Source organism: Rhizobium sp. Leaf453 (genome assembly GCF_001425605.1).
Lineage (GTDB): Bacteria > Pseudomonadota > Alphaproteobacteria > Rhizobiales > Rhizobiaceae > Pararhizobium.
In genome coordinates this window covers 39,582-56,334 of sequence record NZ_LMRG01000007.1, presented here as the reverse complement: position 1 = coordinate 56,334, position 16,753 = coordinate 39,582, and the positions used below count along the sequence as shown (strand labels likewise).

Sequence of the window (16,753 nt, the reverse complement as noted above, 5' to 3'; positions counted from 1 at the left end):
GGCGGATGACAGGATCGCCGTGTTCCGCCGTCTTCAACCGCCGCGCTGCTCCCTCCGCATCTCGTGCCGCATAATGAACAGCGAAGCCCCGAGAATGAGCAGCGCGCCGATCCAGAGATAGCCCGCCGGCGCGTAGCCGAAGAAAAGCCAGCCGGCGAAGACATTCAGGGGCAGTTTCAGGTCATCGAAAGGCTGCACATAGGCAGCATCCGCCGCCGCATAGGCGAGTGTGAGGAAATACTGCGCCATCACGGTCAGCACTCCAGCGAGGACGAAAAGCCCGAGCGCGAGTCCTCCCGGCACATCGAAGCCGCTGGCGAGCGCGAGGCTCCCGTTGATCGGCGTCAGCAGGACAAGCAGCCAGACCGTGATCGTTTCCGGACGTTCGGTCCCGGTCAAGCTTTTCGTGATCAGCGACGACGCGCCCCAGAGCAGAGCCGACAGGATCGGCAGAAACGCCGCCCAGGTGAAGCCGTCCGACCAGGGCTGGAGAATGATCATGGCACCTGCGAAACCGATGCCGGTCGCGGTCCAGCGAGCCGGACCAACGCGCTCGCCAAGGAACAGCCGTGCCCCGAGAATGATGAAGAACGGAGAAGTCATCACCAGCGCGATCGCCTGCCATATCGGTACGGAGGCCAGTCCCGCGATCCAGGTCTGGACACCCAGTGCCGCGAGCACGACCCGGACAACGTGACGCCACGGATAGCGCGTGCGCATGGAGCGAAGACCATGGCGAAGGAGAATCGGCAGGGAAAACAGCAAGGCAAAGGCGTACTGCCAGAACGCGGCAGACGCCGAAGGGAATGCGAGCTTCATCGTCACCCATTGGGTGATGACGTTGAGAATGGCGAAGGCCACGCCGGCCAGCACCATCCAGATGGCTCCGGCCATCGCACGGGACGTCGAAAATGCGAGGGAAGTCTGATTCATGCCCAAAATCCCAAAAAGAGGACCAACACAAATCAGGACGCATGAACGGAAACGCCACGCAGAGGCGAAGCCTTTCGCGGCGCTTTGCTCATTCTCTTTCATCCGGACTGTAACCGTCGGCCCCGGAATCACACCGGATCTGCTAACCCTAAGGCGCAACATGCCGTTGGGCGCTCGCGGGCTTGGGCAAAAACCCTTACCGCCGGTGGGGACTTTCACCCCGCCCTGAGAACAAGGACTTCGTAAGGCAAAGAGAAACCTGCGGCAAGACATCAAAATGCAAAAGGGGTCCGGCTTTCGCCGAACCCCTCAGAACTTGCGCGAACCGGCCTCGTAGCCCGGCCTGCCAAGAATTTTTATCAGCCGTTGACGGCGTCCTTCAGACCCTTGCCGGCCGAGAACTTCGGTACGTTGCGTGCCGGAATGTCAACTTCTGCACCGGTGGACGGGTTGCGACCCTTCGATGCTTCGCGGCGGCTGACCGAGAAATTGCCGAAGCCAACGAGGCGAACGTCGCCGCCGTTCTTCAGTTCTGCCTGGATTACGTCGAAGATTGCATCAACGGCAGAAGATGCGTCTGTCTTCGAGAGACCGGCCTTCTCGGCAACTGCGGACACGAGCTCATTCTTGTTCATGTTTCCACCCCTTTCAATACTGGTTCGAAACGACTCAATTTTCAAGCCGGGGGCAGCATACGCAAGACCCTCGCCTTGGCAAACCCAATCGCTCCGAATCCCCGAGAATGCAAGGCTTTGAGGGGCATTTTACATGAAAAAGACCGGCAAAAATGCCGGTCTTCCACTGTTTCCGTTGCAAATCAGCGCGCCCCTTGCGGGACGCACTCATTGGCTTGCAAGTCAAGCGCTTAATGCGCGATCGCCGTTCCGGCGTCGTCGGTATCGACCGAAGCGATCGGAGCCGGCTGCTTGGACGGATCCCATTCGATCGCCACCGGCGCCCGCGTCAAGGCATGCTTGAGCACTTCACCGATATGCGAGACCGGAATGATCTCCATATTGTTCTTCACGTTGTCCGGGATATCCGCCAGATCCTTGGCATTTTCCTCCGGGATCAGCACCTTCTTGATACCACCGCGAAGCGCTGCAAGCAGCTTTTCCTTCAGACCGCCGATCGGCAGCACGCGACCGCGCAGCGTGATCTCGCCGGTCATCGCGACATTCCTGTCGACTTCGATGCCGGTCATGATCGACACGATCGCCGTTGCCATCGCAACGCCGGCCGAAGGACCATCCTTGGGCGTCGCGCCTTCCGGCACGTGCACGTGGATGTCACTGCGGTCGAACAGTGGCGGCTCGATGCCGAAGTCGATAGCGCGCGAACGGACATAGGATGCCGCCGCCGAAATCGATTCCTTCATCACATCGCGCAGGTTGCCGGTCACCGTCATGCGGCCCTTGCCCGGCATCATCACGCCTTCGATCGTCAGCAGTTCGCCGCCGACTTCCGTCCAAGCGAGACCGGTCACGACGCCGACCTGGTCGGTCCGCTCGGCTTCGCCGTGGCGATAGCGCGGAACGCCCAGATATTCGTTGACCGTCTCCGGCGTGACTTCGACCTTGTCGGTCTTGCCCTTGAGGATTTCGGTCACGGCCTTGCGGGCAAGCTTCATCAGCTCGCGCTCAAGGCTGCGCACGCCCGCCTCGCGGGTATAGGTCTGGATCACCGTGCGGAGCGCTTCGTCGGTCACGGAGAATTCCTTGGCCTGAAGCGCATGATCGGCAACCGCCTTCGGCAGCAGGTGCCGCTTGGCGATCTCCAGCTTTTCCTCTTCGGTATAGCCGGCGATGCGGATCACTTCCATGCGGTCCATCAGCGGCGCCGGGATGTTCAGCGTGTTCGCCGTGGTGATGAACATCACATTCGACAGGTCATATTCCACTTCGAGATAGTGGTCCATGAAGGTCGAGTTCTGTTCCGGATCCAGCACCTCGAGCAGAGCCGACGACGGGTCGCCACGGAAATCCTGTCCCATCTTGTCGATCTCGTCGAGCAGGAAGAGCGGGTTGGACTTCTTCGCCTTCTTCATCGACTGGATGACCTTGCCGGGCATCGAGCCGATATAGGTGCGGCGGTGACCGCGGATCTCGGCTTCGTCACGAACGCCACCGAGCGCCATGCGGATATATTCGCGGCCGGTCGCCTTGGCGATCGAACGGGCAAGCGAGGTCTTGCCGACGCCCGGAGGGCCGACGAGGCACAGGATCGGCCCCTTGATCTTCTGCGAACGTGCCTGGACCGCCAGATACTCGATGATCCGTTCCTTGACCTTGTCCAGGCCGAAGTGATCGAGTTCGAGCACCTTTTCGGCATGGTTGAGGTCGGTCTTGACCTTCGACTTCTTCGACCACGGAATACCCAGCAGCCAATCCAGATAGTTGCGCACGACGGTGGCTTCCGCCGACATCGGGCTCATCTGGCGCAGCTTCTTGACTTCCGCGTCGGCCTTTTCACGGGCTTCCTTGGACAGCTTGGTCTTGGCGATGCGGTCTTCCAGTTCGGCCATCTCGTCGCGGCCTTCCTCGCCGTCGCCGAGTTCCTTCTGGATCGCCTTCATCTGCTCGTTCAGGTAATATTCGCGCTGGGTCTTCTCCATCTGGCGCTTGACGCGCGAGCGGATGCGCTTTTCGACCTGGAGAACCGAAATCTCGCCTTCCATGAAGCCGAGCGCCTTTTCAAGGCGCAGCTTGACGCTGGTCGTCTCGAGCATTTCCTGCTTCTCGACGATCTTGATGGAGAGGTGCGAGGCGACCGTATCGGCCAGCTTCGAATAGTCTTCGATCTGGCTGGCAGCGCCGACGACCTCAGGAGAGATCTTCTTGTTGAGCTTCACATAGCTTTCGAACTCGGAGACGACCGAGCGGCTCAGCGCTTCGATCTCGACCGGATCTTCCGCGGGCTCTGCCAGCGGATGGGCCATGGCCTCATAGAATTCCTCGCGACGGGTATAGCCGTCGATTTCAGCGCGCGAGCGGCCTTCGACCAGAACCTTGACGGTCCCGTCGGGCAGCTTCAGCAACTGGAGAACATTGGCGATCGTGCCGATCTGGTAGATCGCGGATGGTTCCGGATCGTCGTCACTGGCGTTGATCTGGGTCGCAAGCATGATCTGCTTGTCGGTGCCCATGACTTCTTCAAGCGCGCGAATCGATTTTTCACGGCCGACAAAGAGCGGCACGATCATGTGCGGGAACACCACGATGTCGCGCAATGGCAGCACCGGATAGGTCGCACTCTCGATTGCCGGAGACGTTTTGCTCGTCATGTCATTTCCTTTCCGTCCCGTTTCCGGGCGCGTTACCCGAAGCGTTCAAGAGCGCTTCCGGTTCTCATTCTTTCCACTGTCAGGTGGAGTGTGTGACGTCTGTTTTCAACCCTTTGCCGACTACCGAAAAGGGAGGAAGTCGTAGTCGGATATTAAACGGCATCTGACTGTCGCGGACCTTGCCGCGAAACTCAACAGGCACACTTCGTATCGGCATCAACCGATATAGAATCATAGCATAATCGCGTTGTTGCCGCAGTTTAGCAATCGCGGATTCTGTGCATTTGCGAGCCTGGCGGCAACTGCACGCCCGCGCTTTGCTCACATATGAGACATGCCGGATACGCATGAGGCCAACAGCGAACGAGATCGCGATGGCTTTGATTCACGATTACAGCCTGTGACACAAAAAAGGCCCGCACATGGCGAGCCTTTCGATTGTATGCAGTGAGGCGATCAGGCCGAAACATTGGCCTTCTCTTCCGAGCGCTCCGAGTAGATGTAGAGCGGGCGGGCCGAGCCCTTGACCACCTCGTCAGAGATGACCACTTCGCGCACGCCTTCCAGCGTCGGCAGTTCGAACATCGTGTCGAGCAGGATCTTTTCCATGATCGAGCGCAGGCCCCGGGCGCCGGTCTTGCGGATGATCGCCTTCTTGGCAATCTCGCGCAGAGCATCCTCGTGGAAGGTCAGCTCGACATCTTCCATCTCGAACAGGCGCTGGTACTGCTTGATCAGGGCGTTCTTCGGCTCCGACAGGATCTGGATCAGTGCCGGCTCGTCGAGATCCTCGAGCGTCGCCAGAACCGGCAGACGGCCGATGAATTCCGGGATCAGGCCGAACTTGACCAGGTCTTCCGGCTCCAGTTCGCGCAGGACTTCGCCGACGCGACGATCTTCCGGCGACTTGACCGAAGCACCGAACCCGATCGAGGTCTTTTCGCCACGGGCCGAGATGATCTTGTCGAGGCCTGCGAACGCGCCGCCGCAGATGAACAGGATGTTCGTCGTATCAACCTGCAGGAATTCCTGCTGCGGATGCTTGCGGCCGCCCTGCGGCGGAACGGAAGCGACGGTGCCTTCCATGATCTTCAGAAGTGCCTGCTGCACGCCCTCGCCCGAGACATCCCTGGTGATCGACGGGTTGTCGGACTTGCGCGAAATCTTGTCGACTTCGTCGATATAGACGATGCCGCGCTGCGCACGCTCGACATTGTAGTCGGCTGCCTGAAGGAGCTTCAGGATGATGTTCTCGACGTCCTCACCGACATAGCCCGCTTCGGTCAGTGTCGTGGCGTCGGCCATGGTGAACGGCACGTCGATGATGCGTGCCAGCGTCTGCGCCAAGTAGGTCTTGCCGCAACCGGTCGGGCCGACGAGCATGATGTTGGACTTGGCCAACTCGACGTCCGTACCCTTGGCGGCATGCGCCAGGCGCTTATAATGATTGTGAACCGCGACCGACAGGATACGCTTGGCCTGCTGCTGGCCAATGACGTATTCGTCGAGAACCTTGATGATTTCCTGCGGCGTCGGAACGCCATCGCGGGACTTGACCATCGAGGTCTTGTTCTCTTCGCGGATGATGTCCATGCAGAGTTCGACGCATTCATCGCAGATGAACACGGTCGGTCCGGCAATCAGCTTGCGGACTTCGTGCTGGCTCTTTCCGCAGAAGGAGCAGTATAGGGTATTCTTGGAGTCACCGCCGTTGCTACCGCTGACCTTGCTCATATCACTTTCCTTCCAGCACGCCGGACACCCTCGACAAGGTGACACGGACTACTCAACCCGCCCCGCCGTGCTTTCCGGCATCATGCGAAAAGCTGCGGGACTTTTGGGAGTACGAACCGGCCTCAAACACCCATGTTTGATGTCCGGCAGCAACGAATCTCCCACCGAATACCGAATGCTAGGACTTCAAACTTCAACATAGCATTAACGGTCGATATTAACGTCTTTGGCCTGCGGATAAAGCCCCATGACGGTTACATTTGTGTCACAAATGCATCTATCCGCACACAAAAGCTTGAACCTTACGCGTCCGAGGCGCTCTCCATCGCTTCGCGCGAGGTGATCACCTTGTCGACAACACCCCAGCTCAGGGCTTCATCCGCAGTCATAAAGTGGTCACGATCAAGCGTCTGTTCAACCTCTTCATAGGTCCGGCCGGTGTGCTTGACATAAACCTCGTTCAGACGGCGCTTCATTTTCAGGATGTCGCGGGCGTGACGCTCGATGTCCGAAGCCTGCCCCTGGAAGCCACCGGAGGGCTGGTGAACCATGATGCGGGCATTCGGCGTGGCAAAACGCATGTCCTTGTGGCCGGCGGCCAGCAGAAGCGAGCCCATGGAGGCAGCCTGGCCGATGCAGAGCGTCGAGACGGCCGGCTTGATGAACTGCATCGTGTCGTAGATCGCCATCCCGGCGGTGACGACGCCACCCGGCGAATTGATGTAGAGGGCGATTTCCTTCTTGGGGTTTTCAGCTTCGAGGAACAGCAACTGGGCGCAGATCAGCGTCGCCATGTGGTCTTCCACAGGACCCGTCAAGAAGATGATGCGCTCTTTCAGGAGGCGCGAAAAGATATCGTAGGAGCGCTCGCCGCGATTGGTCTGCTCAACGACCATCGGCACCAGAGCCATAGCGGTATCAACGGGATTTCTCATGTCAAACCTTTGTCTTGCTAGTATGCAAACCCTGCTGCACACCGGGAATCATCGGGAATATCTCTTGTCCATACATAGAGTGTCCAAGTACCCCACTTCAAGTCGCGAACTCTGCATAACGTTAATACGGCTACGGTCGCGATTCGGTTGCCTCGAGCACGCGATTTAGCGTCGATATCTTAATGGCTTATATCCGGGATTGCTTGTGTGAGGCACTCCTGCCGGCGCGCCCACAGGCATTCGGACGCGCACGGTAAACAAACAGTAAAGCCGCTCAGAGTTGGGATTCGATCGGAAGGATGCCAATGATCCCGGCGAGCAGCCGGCGCCAGAAGCCCGCCTCCGGCTCGTGTTTCAGCACCCGCGGCGTTTCACCATCGATGTCATGCCAACGGAGCCGGTTCCGCTCCAGCGTGAGACGGAAACTGTTGGCCGGACTGGTCTCCTCATCGAAGATCGCCTCGACTTCCGCAACCAGCGCCGGATGCGTGAACAGAACGCCCATTTCCGTATTGAGGGAGGCCGATCGCGGATCGAAGTTCATCGACCCGACAAAACCGGACTTGCCGTCCACGGTAAAGGCCTTGGTGTGCAGGCTGGCGCCCCGCGAACCGAACAGCGACATGCGCTTTTGGTCGGTGGCGTCATGCACGGCCTTCAGTTCGAACAGCGCGGTGCCCGACTTCAGCAGCGCCTTGCGGTAGTTGGCATAGGCGCCGTGAACGGCGGCAACATCCGTTGCAGCAAGCGAATTGGTCAGGACAGCCACATTGACCTGGCGATCCACCAGCTTACCGATCTCTATCGTCCCGATCGTCCCGGGAATGAAATAGGGCGAGATCACCCGGACATCGCGACGGGCGGAGGTCAGTACCGGCATCAACTCACGCATGATCGAGTGACTGCGCTTCTGCAAAAACGCCTTTTCCGGCGGATCGGAAACAAGTTGCGCCTCACCCGTCCAGTGACAGGTCATATCGGCCGGCAGCAGACCGCCCTCATTCACGACCGCTTCGACATGACCGAGATAGAATTGCCCTCCTTTCGACGCCGCGACCCTCTCCAGTTTGCTTCGAAAATTCGGCAGATAATGCTTTCGCGGCGTACGAAGCGAACCGATCGGCACGACCACCGAACTGTTCCAGTAGCGATCGAACACCGCGGCCGCTTCGTCAGCGACGGGGCCGAGCATCCACACATCGAGATCGCGAAAATTCGACTGCTCGTCAGCGTCAAAATAGGCGTCGCCGATATTGCGCCCGCCGGCGATGACCACGCGGCCATCGGCGATCCACTGCTTGTTGTGCATGCGCCGCGAGGCACGCAGTGGCCGCAGCATCATTTCAAGCCCACGCTTGAACCGATCAGTGCGCGCCCGACTTGGGTTGAACAAGCGCACCTCAATATGCTCATGCGCATCGAGGGACAAGCACATGCGATCGTGCAGGCCGGCATTGATGTCGTCGAGCAGCAGACGGACACGAACGCCGCGGTCGGCGGCATCAAGCACTTCGCGCGCCAGCATCCGGCCCGTCAGGTCATTCTTCCAATAATAATATTGCAGGTCGAGGCTTCGCCCTGCCCTGCGTGCCGAAGCGGCACGCAGGGCGAAGGCATCCATGTTATCGGCGATCAGTGTGATGGCGTTTTCGCCCGCATGGTCTTGAAGCAGCGGTCCTGAGAGGCGGTCGATCTCCGTCTGGTCCGGCACCGGCTGTACCGCGCTGGACGGAGGACCGTGCAGCCTGCGTCCGAACCGGCCATACAGGTAGACGACAGCAAGAACGAACAGGCCGGACGCTGAGACATAAAGGGCGACGATGGACGCGCGCATCAAACGACCACCCGTTCCTCAGCTTTGGGCAGCGGAAACCGCCTCGCCAGCCTTTTCCCCCATGTTCGCGACGGCCGCCTTCAGATCGACGAATGCCTTGATCGGCAGGTGGTCAGAGGCAACACGAGACAAGGGCGTATTGTGCACCTCTACTGCGGTTACGAGATTGTGGGGGCTGCCCATCACCCGGTCGAGCGCCAGCAATGGAAAACGCGACGGGAAGCTCGGCACCGCGGTCGCAGCGTGATCGAAGACCGGGCTGAGAAAGCTGAGGGCCGATCGACGTCCCATACGCCATTCGTTGAGATCGCCGATCAGCAGGGTCGGCCGCTCCTCCGCTCCCTTGATCGCGGCCAGGATCGCTGCTGCCTGCTGCGCACGGGAATGCCGTAACAGCCCGAAATGTGCCGCAACGATCCGCAGCGGCCCGCCTTTCAGATCGAGATCGACCACAAGCGCGCCGCGCGGCTCGACCCCAGGCAGCTTCAACTGATGAACCTTGGCGACCGCCCCCTCGCGCAACAGCAGCATGTTGCCATGCCAGCCGTGCCCCTTTGGCGAGAATGCCGCGACCGGCACTGCGATCAGGTGACAGTCGCGATGCAGTCTTTCCAGATCCAGCAGCCCTGCCCGCTCGCCGAAGCGCTGATCGGCCTCCTGCAGGGCGATGATATCGGCGCCGATTTCGGAGATCACCTCGGTGATGCGACCCGGATCGAATCTCTTGTCGGTGCCGACGCATTTGTGGATGTTGTAGGACGCGATGACCGTATCGCCGCGCTCTCCGGCCGGATCCCGACCTGCGAGCGAAACGCGCTTTCCACGCAAGGCGGCAAGAATACCGGCTGACAGGCTGGTATGCGACGAGGCCATGGTCACTCTCTGGTCGTTGCTTTTCATCGTCCATGAAATAGACATGTCGCACTGCAAGGCAAGGTGACATGTGAAAATGCCCGCTTGGAAAACGCCGTTTTCACGTGGCTATATTTCGCGGATATCGGACAAACGTCTTGTCGGGCCTGCCGTTCGCCCCCTAGAGAAGTATCCGAGTTTCATTCAGCGAGAATGCCGACCATGTCCAGCCGCCCCGCCGCTTCCATCGATTCCTCGACACGCCGCGCCTCCATCGACATCCGCAACCCCGCCTTCTATCGCGATCCGCTCGTGACCTATGCGGCGCTGCATGCCCAATCCCCGGCCTTTTTCTGGGAAGAACAGCAGAAATGGTTCTTCACAGGCTATGATCAGGTGAACGGTCTGCTGCGCGATCGCCGTTTCGGCCGGCAGATCCTGCATGTCGCAAGCCGCGAGGAACTGGGTCTGCCGGAACCGAAACCGCATCTTGCGGATTTCGATCGGCTCGAAGCCTATTCGCTTCTGGAACTGGAACCGCCGGCCCATACGCGCCTGCGCACGCTGGTCAACCGGGCCTTTGTCTCGCGCCAGATCGAACAGCTCAAGCCGGAAATCGCGGCCCTTGCCCATTCGCTGATCGACGGCTTCGAGAAGGATGGCGAAGTCGAGCTGCTGCAGACCTATGCCGAGATCATCCCGGTCACCGTGATCGCGCGCATGCTCGGCGTTCCGGTCGACATGGGGCCGAAGCTGCTCGACTGGTCACACCGCATGGTGAAGATGTACATGTTCAACCCGTCGCTGGAGACGGAGCTGGACGCCAACCAGGCCTCCGCCGAATTCTCCGACTACCTGAAAAGCATCATCGACTGGAAGCGCGACAATCCGTCGGACGATCTGCTCACCCACATGATCACCACGGAAAAAGACGGCGAGCGGCTGTCGGACGATGAACTGATCTCGACGGCAGTGCTCCTGCTGAATGCCGGGCATGAGGCGACAGTGCATCAACTCGGTAATGCGGTGCATGCTTTGCTCAAAACCGGAACGTCCATCGAGGCAGCCTTCGCCAACGACGGCGCGACCGACCGGACGATCGAGGAGTGCATGCGCTATGCAGCGCCCCTGCACGTCTTCCAGCGCTATGCGCTTTCCGATCTCGAACTGGAGGACGGCATCACGCTGAAGAAGGGCGACAAGATCGGCCTGCTGCTTGGCGCCGCCAATGTGGACCCGCAAAAGTTCTCCGATCCCCTCACCTTCCGACCGGACCGCAATGAAGGTGCCCACGTCTCCTTCGGCGCCGGACTGCATTTCTGCATCGGCGCACCGCTGGCGCGGCTGGAGCTGAAACTTTCCCTGCCGATCTTGTTCGAACGCCTGCCCGGCCTACGCTTCAAGGACGAACCGCAGATCAAGGACAGTTATCACTTCCACGGTTTGGACCGGCTGGAACTCGTATGGTAGAGGAATGCTATGCTCCAATCAGTCTGTTGAAGACAGAACATGGGCCAGCACGGGATGCCCAATACCCTTGAGCACCAGCAGCCGCGAAGCAGCCGAGGCCATAAGTTTCTGCGCCCCTGCCGCAGCTTCGGCCGAAACCAGTATCTCCCCCGCCGTCGCTTGGGATTCCAGTCTGGCGGTCAGGTTCACCGTGCGACCGATCGCTGTGAAGTCGCTGCGAAAGGTCGAGAATTCCCCTATTTCAACCTGACCGGTGTGAACACCCACGCCCACGCCGAGCGCATCAATTGGTAGCGCTGCACCGCGCCTCTTCATGTCCTCAAGCACAGAAGCGCAGCGTCTCTGGATGTCGATTGCTGCGGCTATTGCGGCTGCAGCATGGTGCTCGACCTTGATCGGAAAATTGAAGATCGCCATCAGCCCGTCGCCCATCTGTTTATTGACGATCCCATCGTGAGCCCAGATAGCCTCGGCGCATTGGTCCTGAAAAGCACTGACGATATCGCTTAGAACGATTGCGTCCATGCGTTCGGACAAATGGGTGTAGCCTCGGATGTCAGCAAACATGATTGTAGCCGTGGCTGAAATGTGCCGCTGCTTCTTGACGTAGCGAAAAGACCGCTCGCAGATCGTGCAGATGTTTGGGTTCATCTTGCTGCGCGTGATGCCGCAAATACGAAATGGAACGGCCAGCGGCCCCGGATGGGGATCGGCATGTGCATCTGATCCCAGCAACCCCGGCAAATGAGCGGGTGGTCGCGAGCGGCCGATTGCATCTGACGCGAACTCCTAGGTTGTTCGACGATCCAGACTGTCCCTTCCGACTATTTTTGGCAAGCCTCGCCTAGAGCCGAATGACATAGTCCTTGCGAGTCGTTTCAATCACTTCCCAGGTTCCCTTGAAGCCGGGTCTCAGGATCATGCTGTCGCCGGCCTTCAGATGGGTTTCCGCGCCGCCTTCTTCCGTGACGACGGAAACGCCGGAAAGAATGTGGAAATATTCCCATTCCTCATACGCGATGCGCCATTTGCCCGGCGTTGACTCCCAAATGCCGGCATAAATGCCGCCGTCAGCCTCCTCGAAATTCCAGCTTCGAAAATGCGGATTGCCGGAAATCAGCCGATCCTCTGGCGGCGCGGCGAGTTCGGGCTCGACGGAAGACAGATCGAATTTCAGGGCGTGTTTCATGGCGATCTCCGCGAGGATGGGATGGCCGGTCGCCCGGCCATTGAATGTCAGTTAGGCTTGAGCGAGCGACTGTTCGAGATCCGCGATAATATCGCTGACATCCTCGATACCGACAGACAGGCGCACCACTTCCGGGCCGGCGCCGGCAGCGGTTTGCTGCTCCGGCGTCAACTGGCGATGGGTGGTCGAGGCCGGATGGATCACCAGTGAGCGCGTGTCGCCGATATTGGCAAGGTGCGAGAACATTTCCAACCCCTCGACGAAACGTTTACCGGCCTCATAGCCCCCCCTCAGACCGAAGGTGAAGACGGCACCGGCGCCCTTCGGCGAATAGGTCTGCTGCAGGCCATGATTGGCATCACCCTCAAGGCCCGCATATTTCACCCAGGCAACCTTTTCATGCGTGCTGAGCCAAGTCGCGACAGCCAAGGCATTGTCGCAATGACGCTGCATTCTCAGCGGCAGCGTTTCGATGCCGGTCAGCAGCAGGAAGGCGTTGAAAGGCGCAATCGAAGGGCCGAAATCGCGCAGGCCCAGCACCCGGCAGGCAATGGCGAAGGCAAAATTGCCGAAGGTCGCATGCAGCACTATACCGGCATATTCCGGACGTGGTTGCGACAGCATCGGGTATTTGCTGGACTTCGACCAGTCGAACGTGCCGCCATCGACGATCACGCCGCCCATCGAGTTACCATGGCCACCCATGAACTTGGTCAGAGAATGGACGACGATATCGGCACCGTGCTCGATCGGGCGGATGAGATAGGGTGTCGCCATGGTGTTATCGACGATCAGCGGCAAACCATGCTTCTTGGCGACTGCCGAGATCGCCGCGATATCGACGAAGGTGCCGCCAGGATTGGCCAGGCTTTCGATGAAAATCGCTTTCGTGCGGTCATCGATCTGGCTTTCGAACGAGGCGATGTCAGCCGTGTCCACCCAGCGCACATGCCAATCGAAGGATTTGAAAGCATTGCCGAACTGGTTGACGGAGCCGCCGTAGAGCTGGCGCGCCGCCAGGAAATTGTCGCCGGGGCTCATGATTGTGTGGAATACCAAGAGTTGTGCCGCATGGCCGGAGGCAATGGCTAGCGCCGCTGTGCCGCCTTCCAGCGCCGCGACGCGCTCTTCCAGCACGGCCTGCGTCGGGTTCATGATGCGGGTATAGATGTTGCCGAAAGCCTGCAGCCCGAACAACGAGGCGGCGTGATCGGCATCGTTGAAGACGAAGCTCGTCGTCTGGTAAATCGGTGTCGCCCGCGCGCCCGTCGTGGGATCCGGCTGGGCACCGGCATGGATCGCAAGCGTGTTGAAACCTGGATTATTCTTCATCGGCATATCCTCCCGTGGCCAAGACCGGCGCACTATTTCAGAGGGGGCGAGCCTCGGTCAAAGCATGTTTTGACAATTTTCGCGGGAGCGGCGCGATGCCGCGCACTTGACACTGCGGTTTCAGCCTACCAGACGCGGATATTCGATCGCCGGGCAACGATCCATGACGACCTTGATGCCGGCAGCCTCCGCCTTCTCCGCGGCCTTGTCGTCACGGACCGCCAGCTGTCCCCAGATCACTTTCGGGCGCGGCTTCACCGCCAGAATTTCGTCGACCAATGCCGGAAGCGCATCGGCGGCGCGAAAGACATCGACCATGTCGATCGGCTCGGGAATATCGGCCAGCGTCGCATAGACCGTCTGCCCCTGGATTTCCTTGCCGGCCTGCCCCGGATTGACCGGGAACACCGTGTAACCCTTGCGCAACAGGAAGGCCATCACGCGATGGCTCGGCCTCTCCGCGTTCGGCGATGCCCCGACAAGCGCGATGGTCTTGGTCGATCGCAAAATGTCGGAGATGTAAAAGTCGGGGTACACGTCATGGTTCATGTTTGAAATCCGCGTTCTGCACTCGTCGCGGCTGATAATTGGGACAGCGATCTTTCCTGTCAACCAAGCGCGGCACGGTTGCACCGGAAATCCTCAGGCAAACGCTCGTCGGCAAATTCGCGTCCTGCGTGGCCAATTTTGGCCTATTCGGTGATATCCGGTTGCTTTTCATCCTGATGGCAGCCAGAAACGCGATCAAATAGCCCATTCGCCGCTTCCAAAGGTTCATCGTGCCGCTAGACGTTATCGCTCTCGTCCTGTTCGGGGCGTTCCTGCATGCAACCTGGAATGCGCTCGTCAAGGCAGGGTCGGAAAAATCGCTTGACGCTGCGATGATCGCGCTCGGCGCCGCCGTCGTCGCCCTGCCCATCCTGCCCTTCATGCCACTGCCTCACCCAGACGCATGGCCGTTCATCCTTGTTTCGGCGCTGTTCCAGTTTGCGTACTTTCAACTCGTGGCCGCCGCCTACCGTGCAGGCGACATCGGCCTCGTCTATCCGCTGATGCGCGGCGTTGCGCCTCTTCTCGTCGCGGCGACGAGCGGCGCGATTATCGGCGAGAATCTGTCAGGTGGAGCCATCGCCGGCGTCCTGACGATCTCAACGGGTGTGCTGACGCTGGCCTTCGAGGCCCGAAAAGGTGGTAAGCGCGCCATTCTTCTGGCGCTTGCCAATGCCGTGGTCATCGCCAGCTATACCTATGTCGACGGTATTGGCGCGCGGCTTGCGCTCAACCCGATTTCCTACACGCTCTGGATGGCGCTGCTGCCACCGGTCCTCTTGTTTTCCTGGGCCTTCGCCAAACGCGGCTTCGCACCGGTGCTGTTCCATATCCGGCATCAATGGTGGCGCGGCCTGATTGGCGGCGGCGGCTCGATCGGCGCTTACGGCTTGGCGCTCTGGGCGATGACCAAGGCGCCGGTCGCAACGGTGGCGGCGCTGCGTGAAACGTCAATCCTGTTTGCGATCGTGATTTCAGTGACCATACTTAAGGAGCGCGTCAGCGTCTTCCGCATTGTCGCGGCCTGTCTCATAGCGCTTGGCGCGCTGATGCTGAAGCTGGCTTGATAAACAATCAACGACAGACGTGAAGCACGACCTCTAATCGGCTTTCCACTCCGGCGTCCGCTTGCTCAGGACCGCGTCAATCCCCTCCTTCGCATCCGCCTTCATCAGGTTTTCCACCATCACACCCGTCGTGAAGGCATAGGCATCCTCAATGCCCATCGGCGCCTGCCGATAGAAAGCCTGCTTGCCGATTTTCAGCGCCTGCGGTGATTTCGAGGCGATGACGGCCGCATATTTGTTGACGACCTGCTGGAGATATTGCTTCGGCACGATGCGGTTCACCAGGCCGAAATCCTTGGCGGTGGAGGCGTCGATCGTCTCGCCGGTCAGGAGCATCTCCATTGCCTGCTTGGGATGGGCGGCGCGCGATACGGCCACCATCGGCGTCGAGCAGAAGAGACCAATGTTGACGCCCGGCGTGCAGAAGGTCGAACTGTCGGTGCAGATGGCCAGATCACAGCTGGCGACCAGCTGGCATCCTGCCGCCGTCGCCAGACCATCGATCTCGGCGAGAACCGGCTGCGGCAGGTGATTGATCTTCAGCATCAGATCGGCACAAACCCGAATGGTCCTTTCGAAAAAGGCCCTGCCCTCGTCAAGATCGGTTCGATGCTGCGTCAGTTCTTTCAGATCATGCCCGGCCGAAAACAGCGCGCCGGATGCGGCAAGGACAACAACCCGAATTTCGTCGGACTCGGCAACTGCATCGAGCTCGGCCATCAGTGTCTGCATCAGAGCGATGGATAGCGTGTTGGCGGGAGGATTGTTGAGCGTCAGGCGCAGCACGCCGCCGGAAATTTCGCGCAACACGAGGCCACGGGGCTCTTCCTTGTGCAGGGGAACGATGTCCGCCATGTTTGTTTCCTATTCCTTGTCCTGTCTGGATGAGCGCTTGGTACGCTGCCGCAACCGCCGTTTCAAGCACCGGTGATACGCGCTAGACTTTCTTCCAGCTTGCCAGCGAAGCCCAACGGCACTCTAAGCAGGACAGCCGTTCGGGAGACAAGAATGCCGATTGAACCGATCATGACCGTCGCTGACCTTAACCGCTTCCTGGACACGGATTTTTCCGAGGTCCATACGGATGGCAAAGTCTTCGAGGTGGTCGCCGTTGGCCCTGGCTCCGCAACGATGCGGTTCGATCCGAACGAAAAACATCTACGCCCCGGCGGCACGGTCTCGGGACCAGCGCTGTTCGCTCTCGCCGATGTCACGGCCTATGTCGCCCTGCTTGCCCATATTGGCCCGGTGGCGCTTGCCGTCACCACCAATCTCAACATCAATTTCCTCAGAAAGCCCCGGCTCGGCGCTCTCGAGTGTACCTGCCGGATTCTGAAACTGGGTAAGCGGCTGGCAGTCCTAGATGCGGCCATCGTGGAGCAAGGCGGAGTGGAATTCGTTGCTCATGCCACCGCGACTTACTCGATTCCGCCGAGATAATTTGTGGTATTATAATACCACATAATCAAACCATTGTTTTTGCATCATAATTTTTGCGAAGCAACAAAACGGCAATCTTGACCGCATTTCATCGCTTGCGTATAAGCCGCACCAGATCGCGGGCCCTTGGGGCCG

The 16,753-nt window shown here is 59.6% G+C and carries 14 protein-coding genes, 1 pseudogene and 1 riboswitch; of the genes and pseudogenes, 3 read left to right on the top strand and 12 right to left on the bottom strand.

The annotated features are described in order from the left end of the window. Positions 1–33: 33 nt before the first annotated feature. The 7 genes from ASG68_RS10560 to ASG68_RS10530 all read right to left on the bottom strand — a co-directional run bounded on the left by ASG68_RS10560 (position 34) and on the right by ASG68_RS10530 (position 9,592). Complete coding sequence (locus tag ASG68_RS10560) at positions 34–933, bottom strand: DMT family transporter (protein ID WP_062576373.1); 900 nt, start codon at positions 931–933, stop codon at positions 34–36. 86 nt (positions 934–1,019) lie between these two features. Further along, a riboswitch (FMN riboswitch) is annotated at positions 1,020–1,170 on the bottom strand. 122 nt (positions 1,171–1,292) lie between these two features. Next, positions 1,293–1,568, bottom strand: coding sequence for a DNA-binding protein HupB (gene hupB, locus ASG68_RS10555; protein ID WP_062576372.1), 276 nt, complete (start codon positions 1,566–1,568; stop codon positions 1,293–1,295). Positions 1,569–1,798: 230 nt separating this feature from the next. Further along, complete coding sequence (gene lon / locus ASG68_RS10550; RefSeq protein ID WP_062576371.1) at positions 1,799–4,216, bottom strand: endopeptidase La; 2,418 nt, start codon at positions 4,214–4,216, stop codon at positions 1,799–1,801. Positions 4,217–4,672: 456 nt separating this feature from the next. Further along, complete coding sequence (gene clpX / locus ASG68_RS10545) at positions 4,673–5,950, bottom strand: ATP-dependent Clp protease ATP-binding subunit ClpX (protein WP_062576370.1); 1,278 nt, start codon at positions 5,948–5,950, stop codon at positions 4,673–4,675. A gap of 302 nt (positions 5,951–6,252) precedes the next feature. Then, positions 6,253–6,885 (bottom strand): ATP-dependent Clp endopeptidase proteolytic subunit ClpP, encoded by a 633-nt coding sequence (gene clpP, locus ASG68_RS10540; protein ID WP_062576369.1) that lies wholly within the window; start codon positions 6,883–6,885, stop codon positions 6,253–6,255. A 274-nt stretch (positions 6,886–7,159) separates the two neighbouring features. Next, entirely contained in the window at positions 7,160–8,719 is a 1,560-nt protein-coding gene (locus ASG68_RS10535; protein WP_062576368.1) for a phospholipase D family protein, read from the bottom strand. A gap of 18 nt (positions 8,720–8,737) precedes the next feature. Then, positions 8,738–9,592 carry an endonuclease/exonuclease/phosphatase family protein gene (locus ASG68_RS10530; RefSeq protein WP_062576367.1) on the bottom strand — a complete coding sequence of 285 codons (855 nt, stop codon included), beginning with the start codon at positions 9,590–9,592 and terminating at the stop codon, positions 8,738–8,740. 192 nt (positions 9,593–9,784) lie between these two features. Here ASG68_RS10530 and ASG68_RS10525 point away from each other — a divergent pair, with 192 nt between their 5' ends. Continuing rightward, positions 9,785–11,041, top strand: coding sequence for a cytochrome P450 (locus ASG68_RS10525; RefSeq protein WP_413814007.1), 1,257 nt, complete (start codon positions 9,785–9,787; stop codon positions 11,039–11,041). An 18-nt stretch (positions 11,042–11,059) separates the two neighbouring features. Here the strand turns inward: ASG68_RS10525 and ASG68_RS10520 are convergent. The 4 genes and pseudogenes from ASG68_RS10520 to ASG68_RS10505 all read right to left on the bottom strand — a co-directional run bounded on the left by ASG68_RS10520 (position 11,060) and on the right by ASG68_RS10505 (position 14,111). Next, a pseudogene (locus ASG68_RS10520) lies at positions 11,060–11,817 on the bottom strand (adenylate/guanylate cyclase domain-containing protein). Positions 11,818–11,885: 68 nt separating this feature from the next. Further along, positions 11,886–12,230 (bottom strand): cupin domain-containing protein, encoded by a 345-nt coding sequence (locus tag ASG68_RS10515; RefSeq protein WP_062576365.1) that lies wholly within the window; start codon positions 12,228–12,230, stop codon positions 11,886–11,888. Positions 12,231–12,281: 51 nt separating this feature from the next. After that, a complete protein-coding gene (locus ASG68_RS10510) occupies positions 12,282–13,562 on the bottom strand; it encodes an O-acetylhomoserine aminocarboxypropyltransferase (RefSeq protein WP_062576364.1) in 1,281 nt (426 codons plus the stop codon). A gap of 120 nt (positions 13,563–13,682) precedes the next feature. Continuing rightward, on the bottom strand, positions 13,683–14,111 hold the full coding sequence (locus ASG68_RS10505) for a CoA-binding protein (RefSeq protein ID WP_062576363.1): 429 nt from the start codon (positions 14,109–14,111) through the stop codon (positions 13,683–13,685). 230 nt (positions 14,112–14,341) lie between these two features. On the opposite strand from ASG68_RS10505, the gene ASG68_RS10500 reads away from it, so the two are divergent. After that, positions 14,342–15,178, top strand: coding sequence for an EamA family transporter (locus ASG68_RS10500; protein ID WP_062576362.1), 837 nt, complete (start codon positions 14,342–14,344; stop codon positions 15,176–15,178). Positions 15,179–15,211: 33 nt separating this feature from the next. Here ASG68_RS10500 and ASG68_RS10495 read toward each other — a convergent pair whose 3' ends face one another. Further along, positions 15,212–16,033: an enoyl-CoA hydratase gene (locus ASG68_RS10495; RefSeq protein ID WP_062576361.1), complete on the bottom strand. Its 822-nt coding sequence runs from the start codon at positions 16,031–16,033 to the stop codon at positions 15,212–15,214. A gap of 153 nt (positions 16,034–16,186) precedes the next feature. Between ASG68_RS10495 and ASG68_RS10490 the strand changes: the two genes are divergently transcribed. Beyond that, a complete protein-coding gene (locus ASG68_RS10490) occupies positions 16,187–16,618 on the top strand; it encodes a PaaI family thioesterase (protein ID WP_062576360.1) in 432 nt (143 codons plus the stop codon). Positions 16,619–16,753 lie beyond the last annotated feature (135 nt).

What these genes read in the sequence shown, in the direction of transcription:
- lon (WP_062576371.1), bottom strand. Translation starts at nt 4,216, where the DNA reads ATGACGAGCAAAACGTCTCCGGCAATCGAGAGTGCGACCTATCCGGTG.
- clpX (WP_062576370.1), bottom strand. Translation starts at nt 5,950, where the DNA reads ATGAGCAAGGTCAGCGGTAGCAACGGCGGTGACTCCAAGAATACCCTA.
- ASG68_RS10490 (WP_062576360.1), top strand. Translation starts at nt 16,187, where the DNA reads ATGCCGATTGAACCGATCATGACCGTCGCTGACCTTAACCGCTTCCTG.
- ASG68_RS10505 (WP_062576363.1), bottom strand. Translation starts at nt 14,111, where the DNA reads ATGAACCATGACGTGTACCCCGACTTTTACATCTCCGACATTTTGCGA.
- clpP (WP_062576369.1), bottom strand. Translation starts at nt 6,885, where the DNA reads ATGAGAAATCCCGTTGATACCGCTATGGCTCTGGTGCCGATGGTCGTT.
- ASG68_RS10495 (WP_062576361.1), bottom strand. Translation starts at nt 16,033, where the DNA reads ATGGCGGACATCGTTCCCCTGCACAAGGAAGAGCCCCGTGGCCTCGTG.
- ASG68_RS10560 (WP_062576373.1), bottom strand. Translation starts at nt 933, where the DNA reads ATGAATCAGACTTCCCTCGCATTTTCGACGTCCCGTGCGATGGCCGGA.
- ASG68_RS10510 (WP_062576364.1), bottom strand. Translation starts at nt 13,562, where the DNA reads ATGAAGAATAATCCAGGTTTCAACACGCTTGCGATCCATGCCGGTGCC.
- ASG68_RS10525 (WP_413814007.1), top strand. Translation starts at nt 9,785, where the DNA reads ATGCCGACCATGTCCAGCCGCCCCGCCGCTTCCATCGATTCCTCGACA.
- hupB (WP_062576372.1), bottom strand. Translation starts at nt 1,568, where the DNA reads ATGAACAAGAATGAGCTCGTGTCCGCAGTTGCCGAGAAGGCCGGTCTC.
- ASG68_RS10535 (WP_062576368.1), bottom strand. Translation starts at nt 8,719, where the DNA reads ATGCGCGCGTCCATCGTCGCCCTTTATGTCTCAGCGTCCGGCCTGTTC.
- ASG68_RS10515 (WP_062576365.1), bottom strand. Translation starts at nt 12,230, where the DNA reads ATGAAACACGCCCTGAAATTCGATCTGTCTTCCGTCGAGCCCGAACTC.
- ASG68_RS10530 (WP_062576367.1), bottom strand. Translation starts at nt 9,592, where the DNA reads ATGGCCTCGTCGCATACCAGCCTGTCAGCCGGTATTCTTGCCGCCTTG.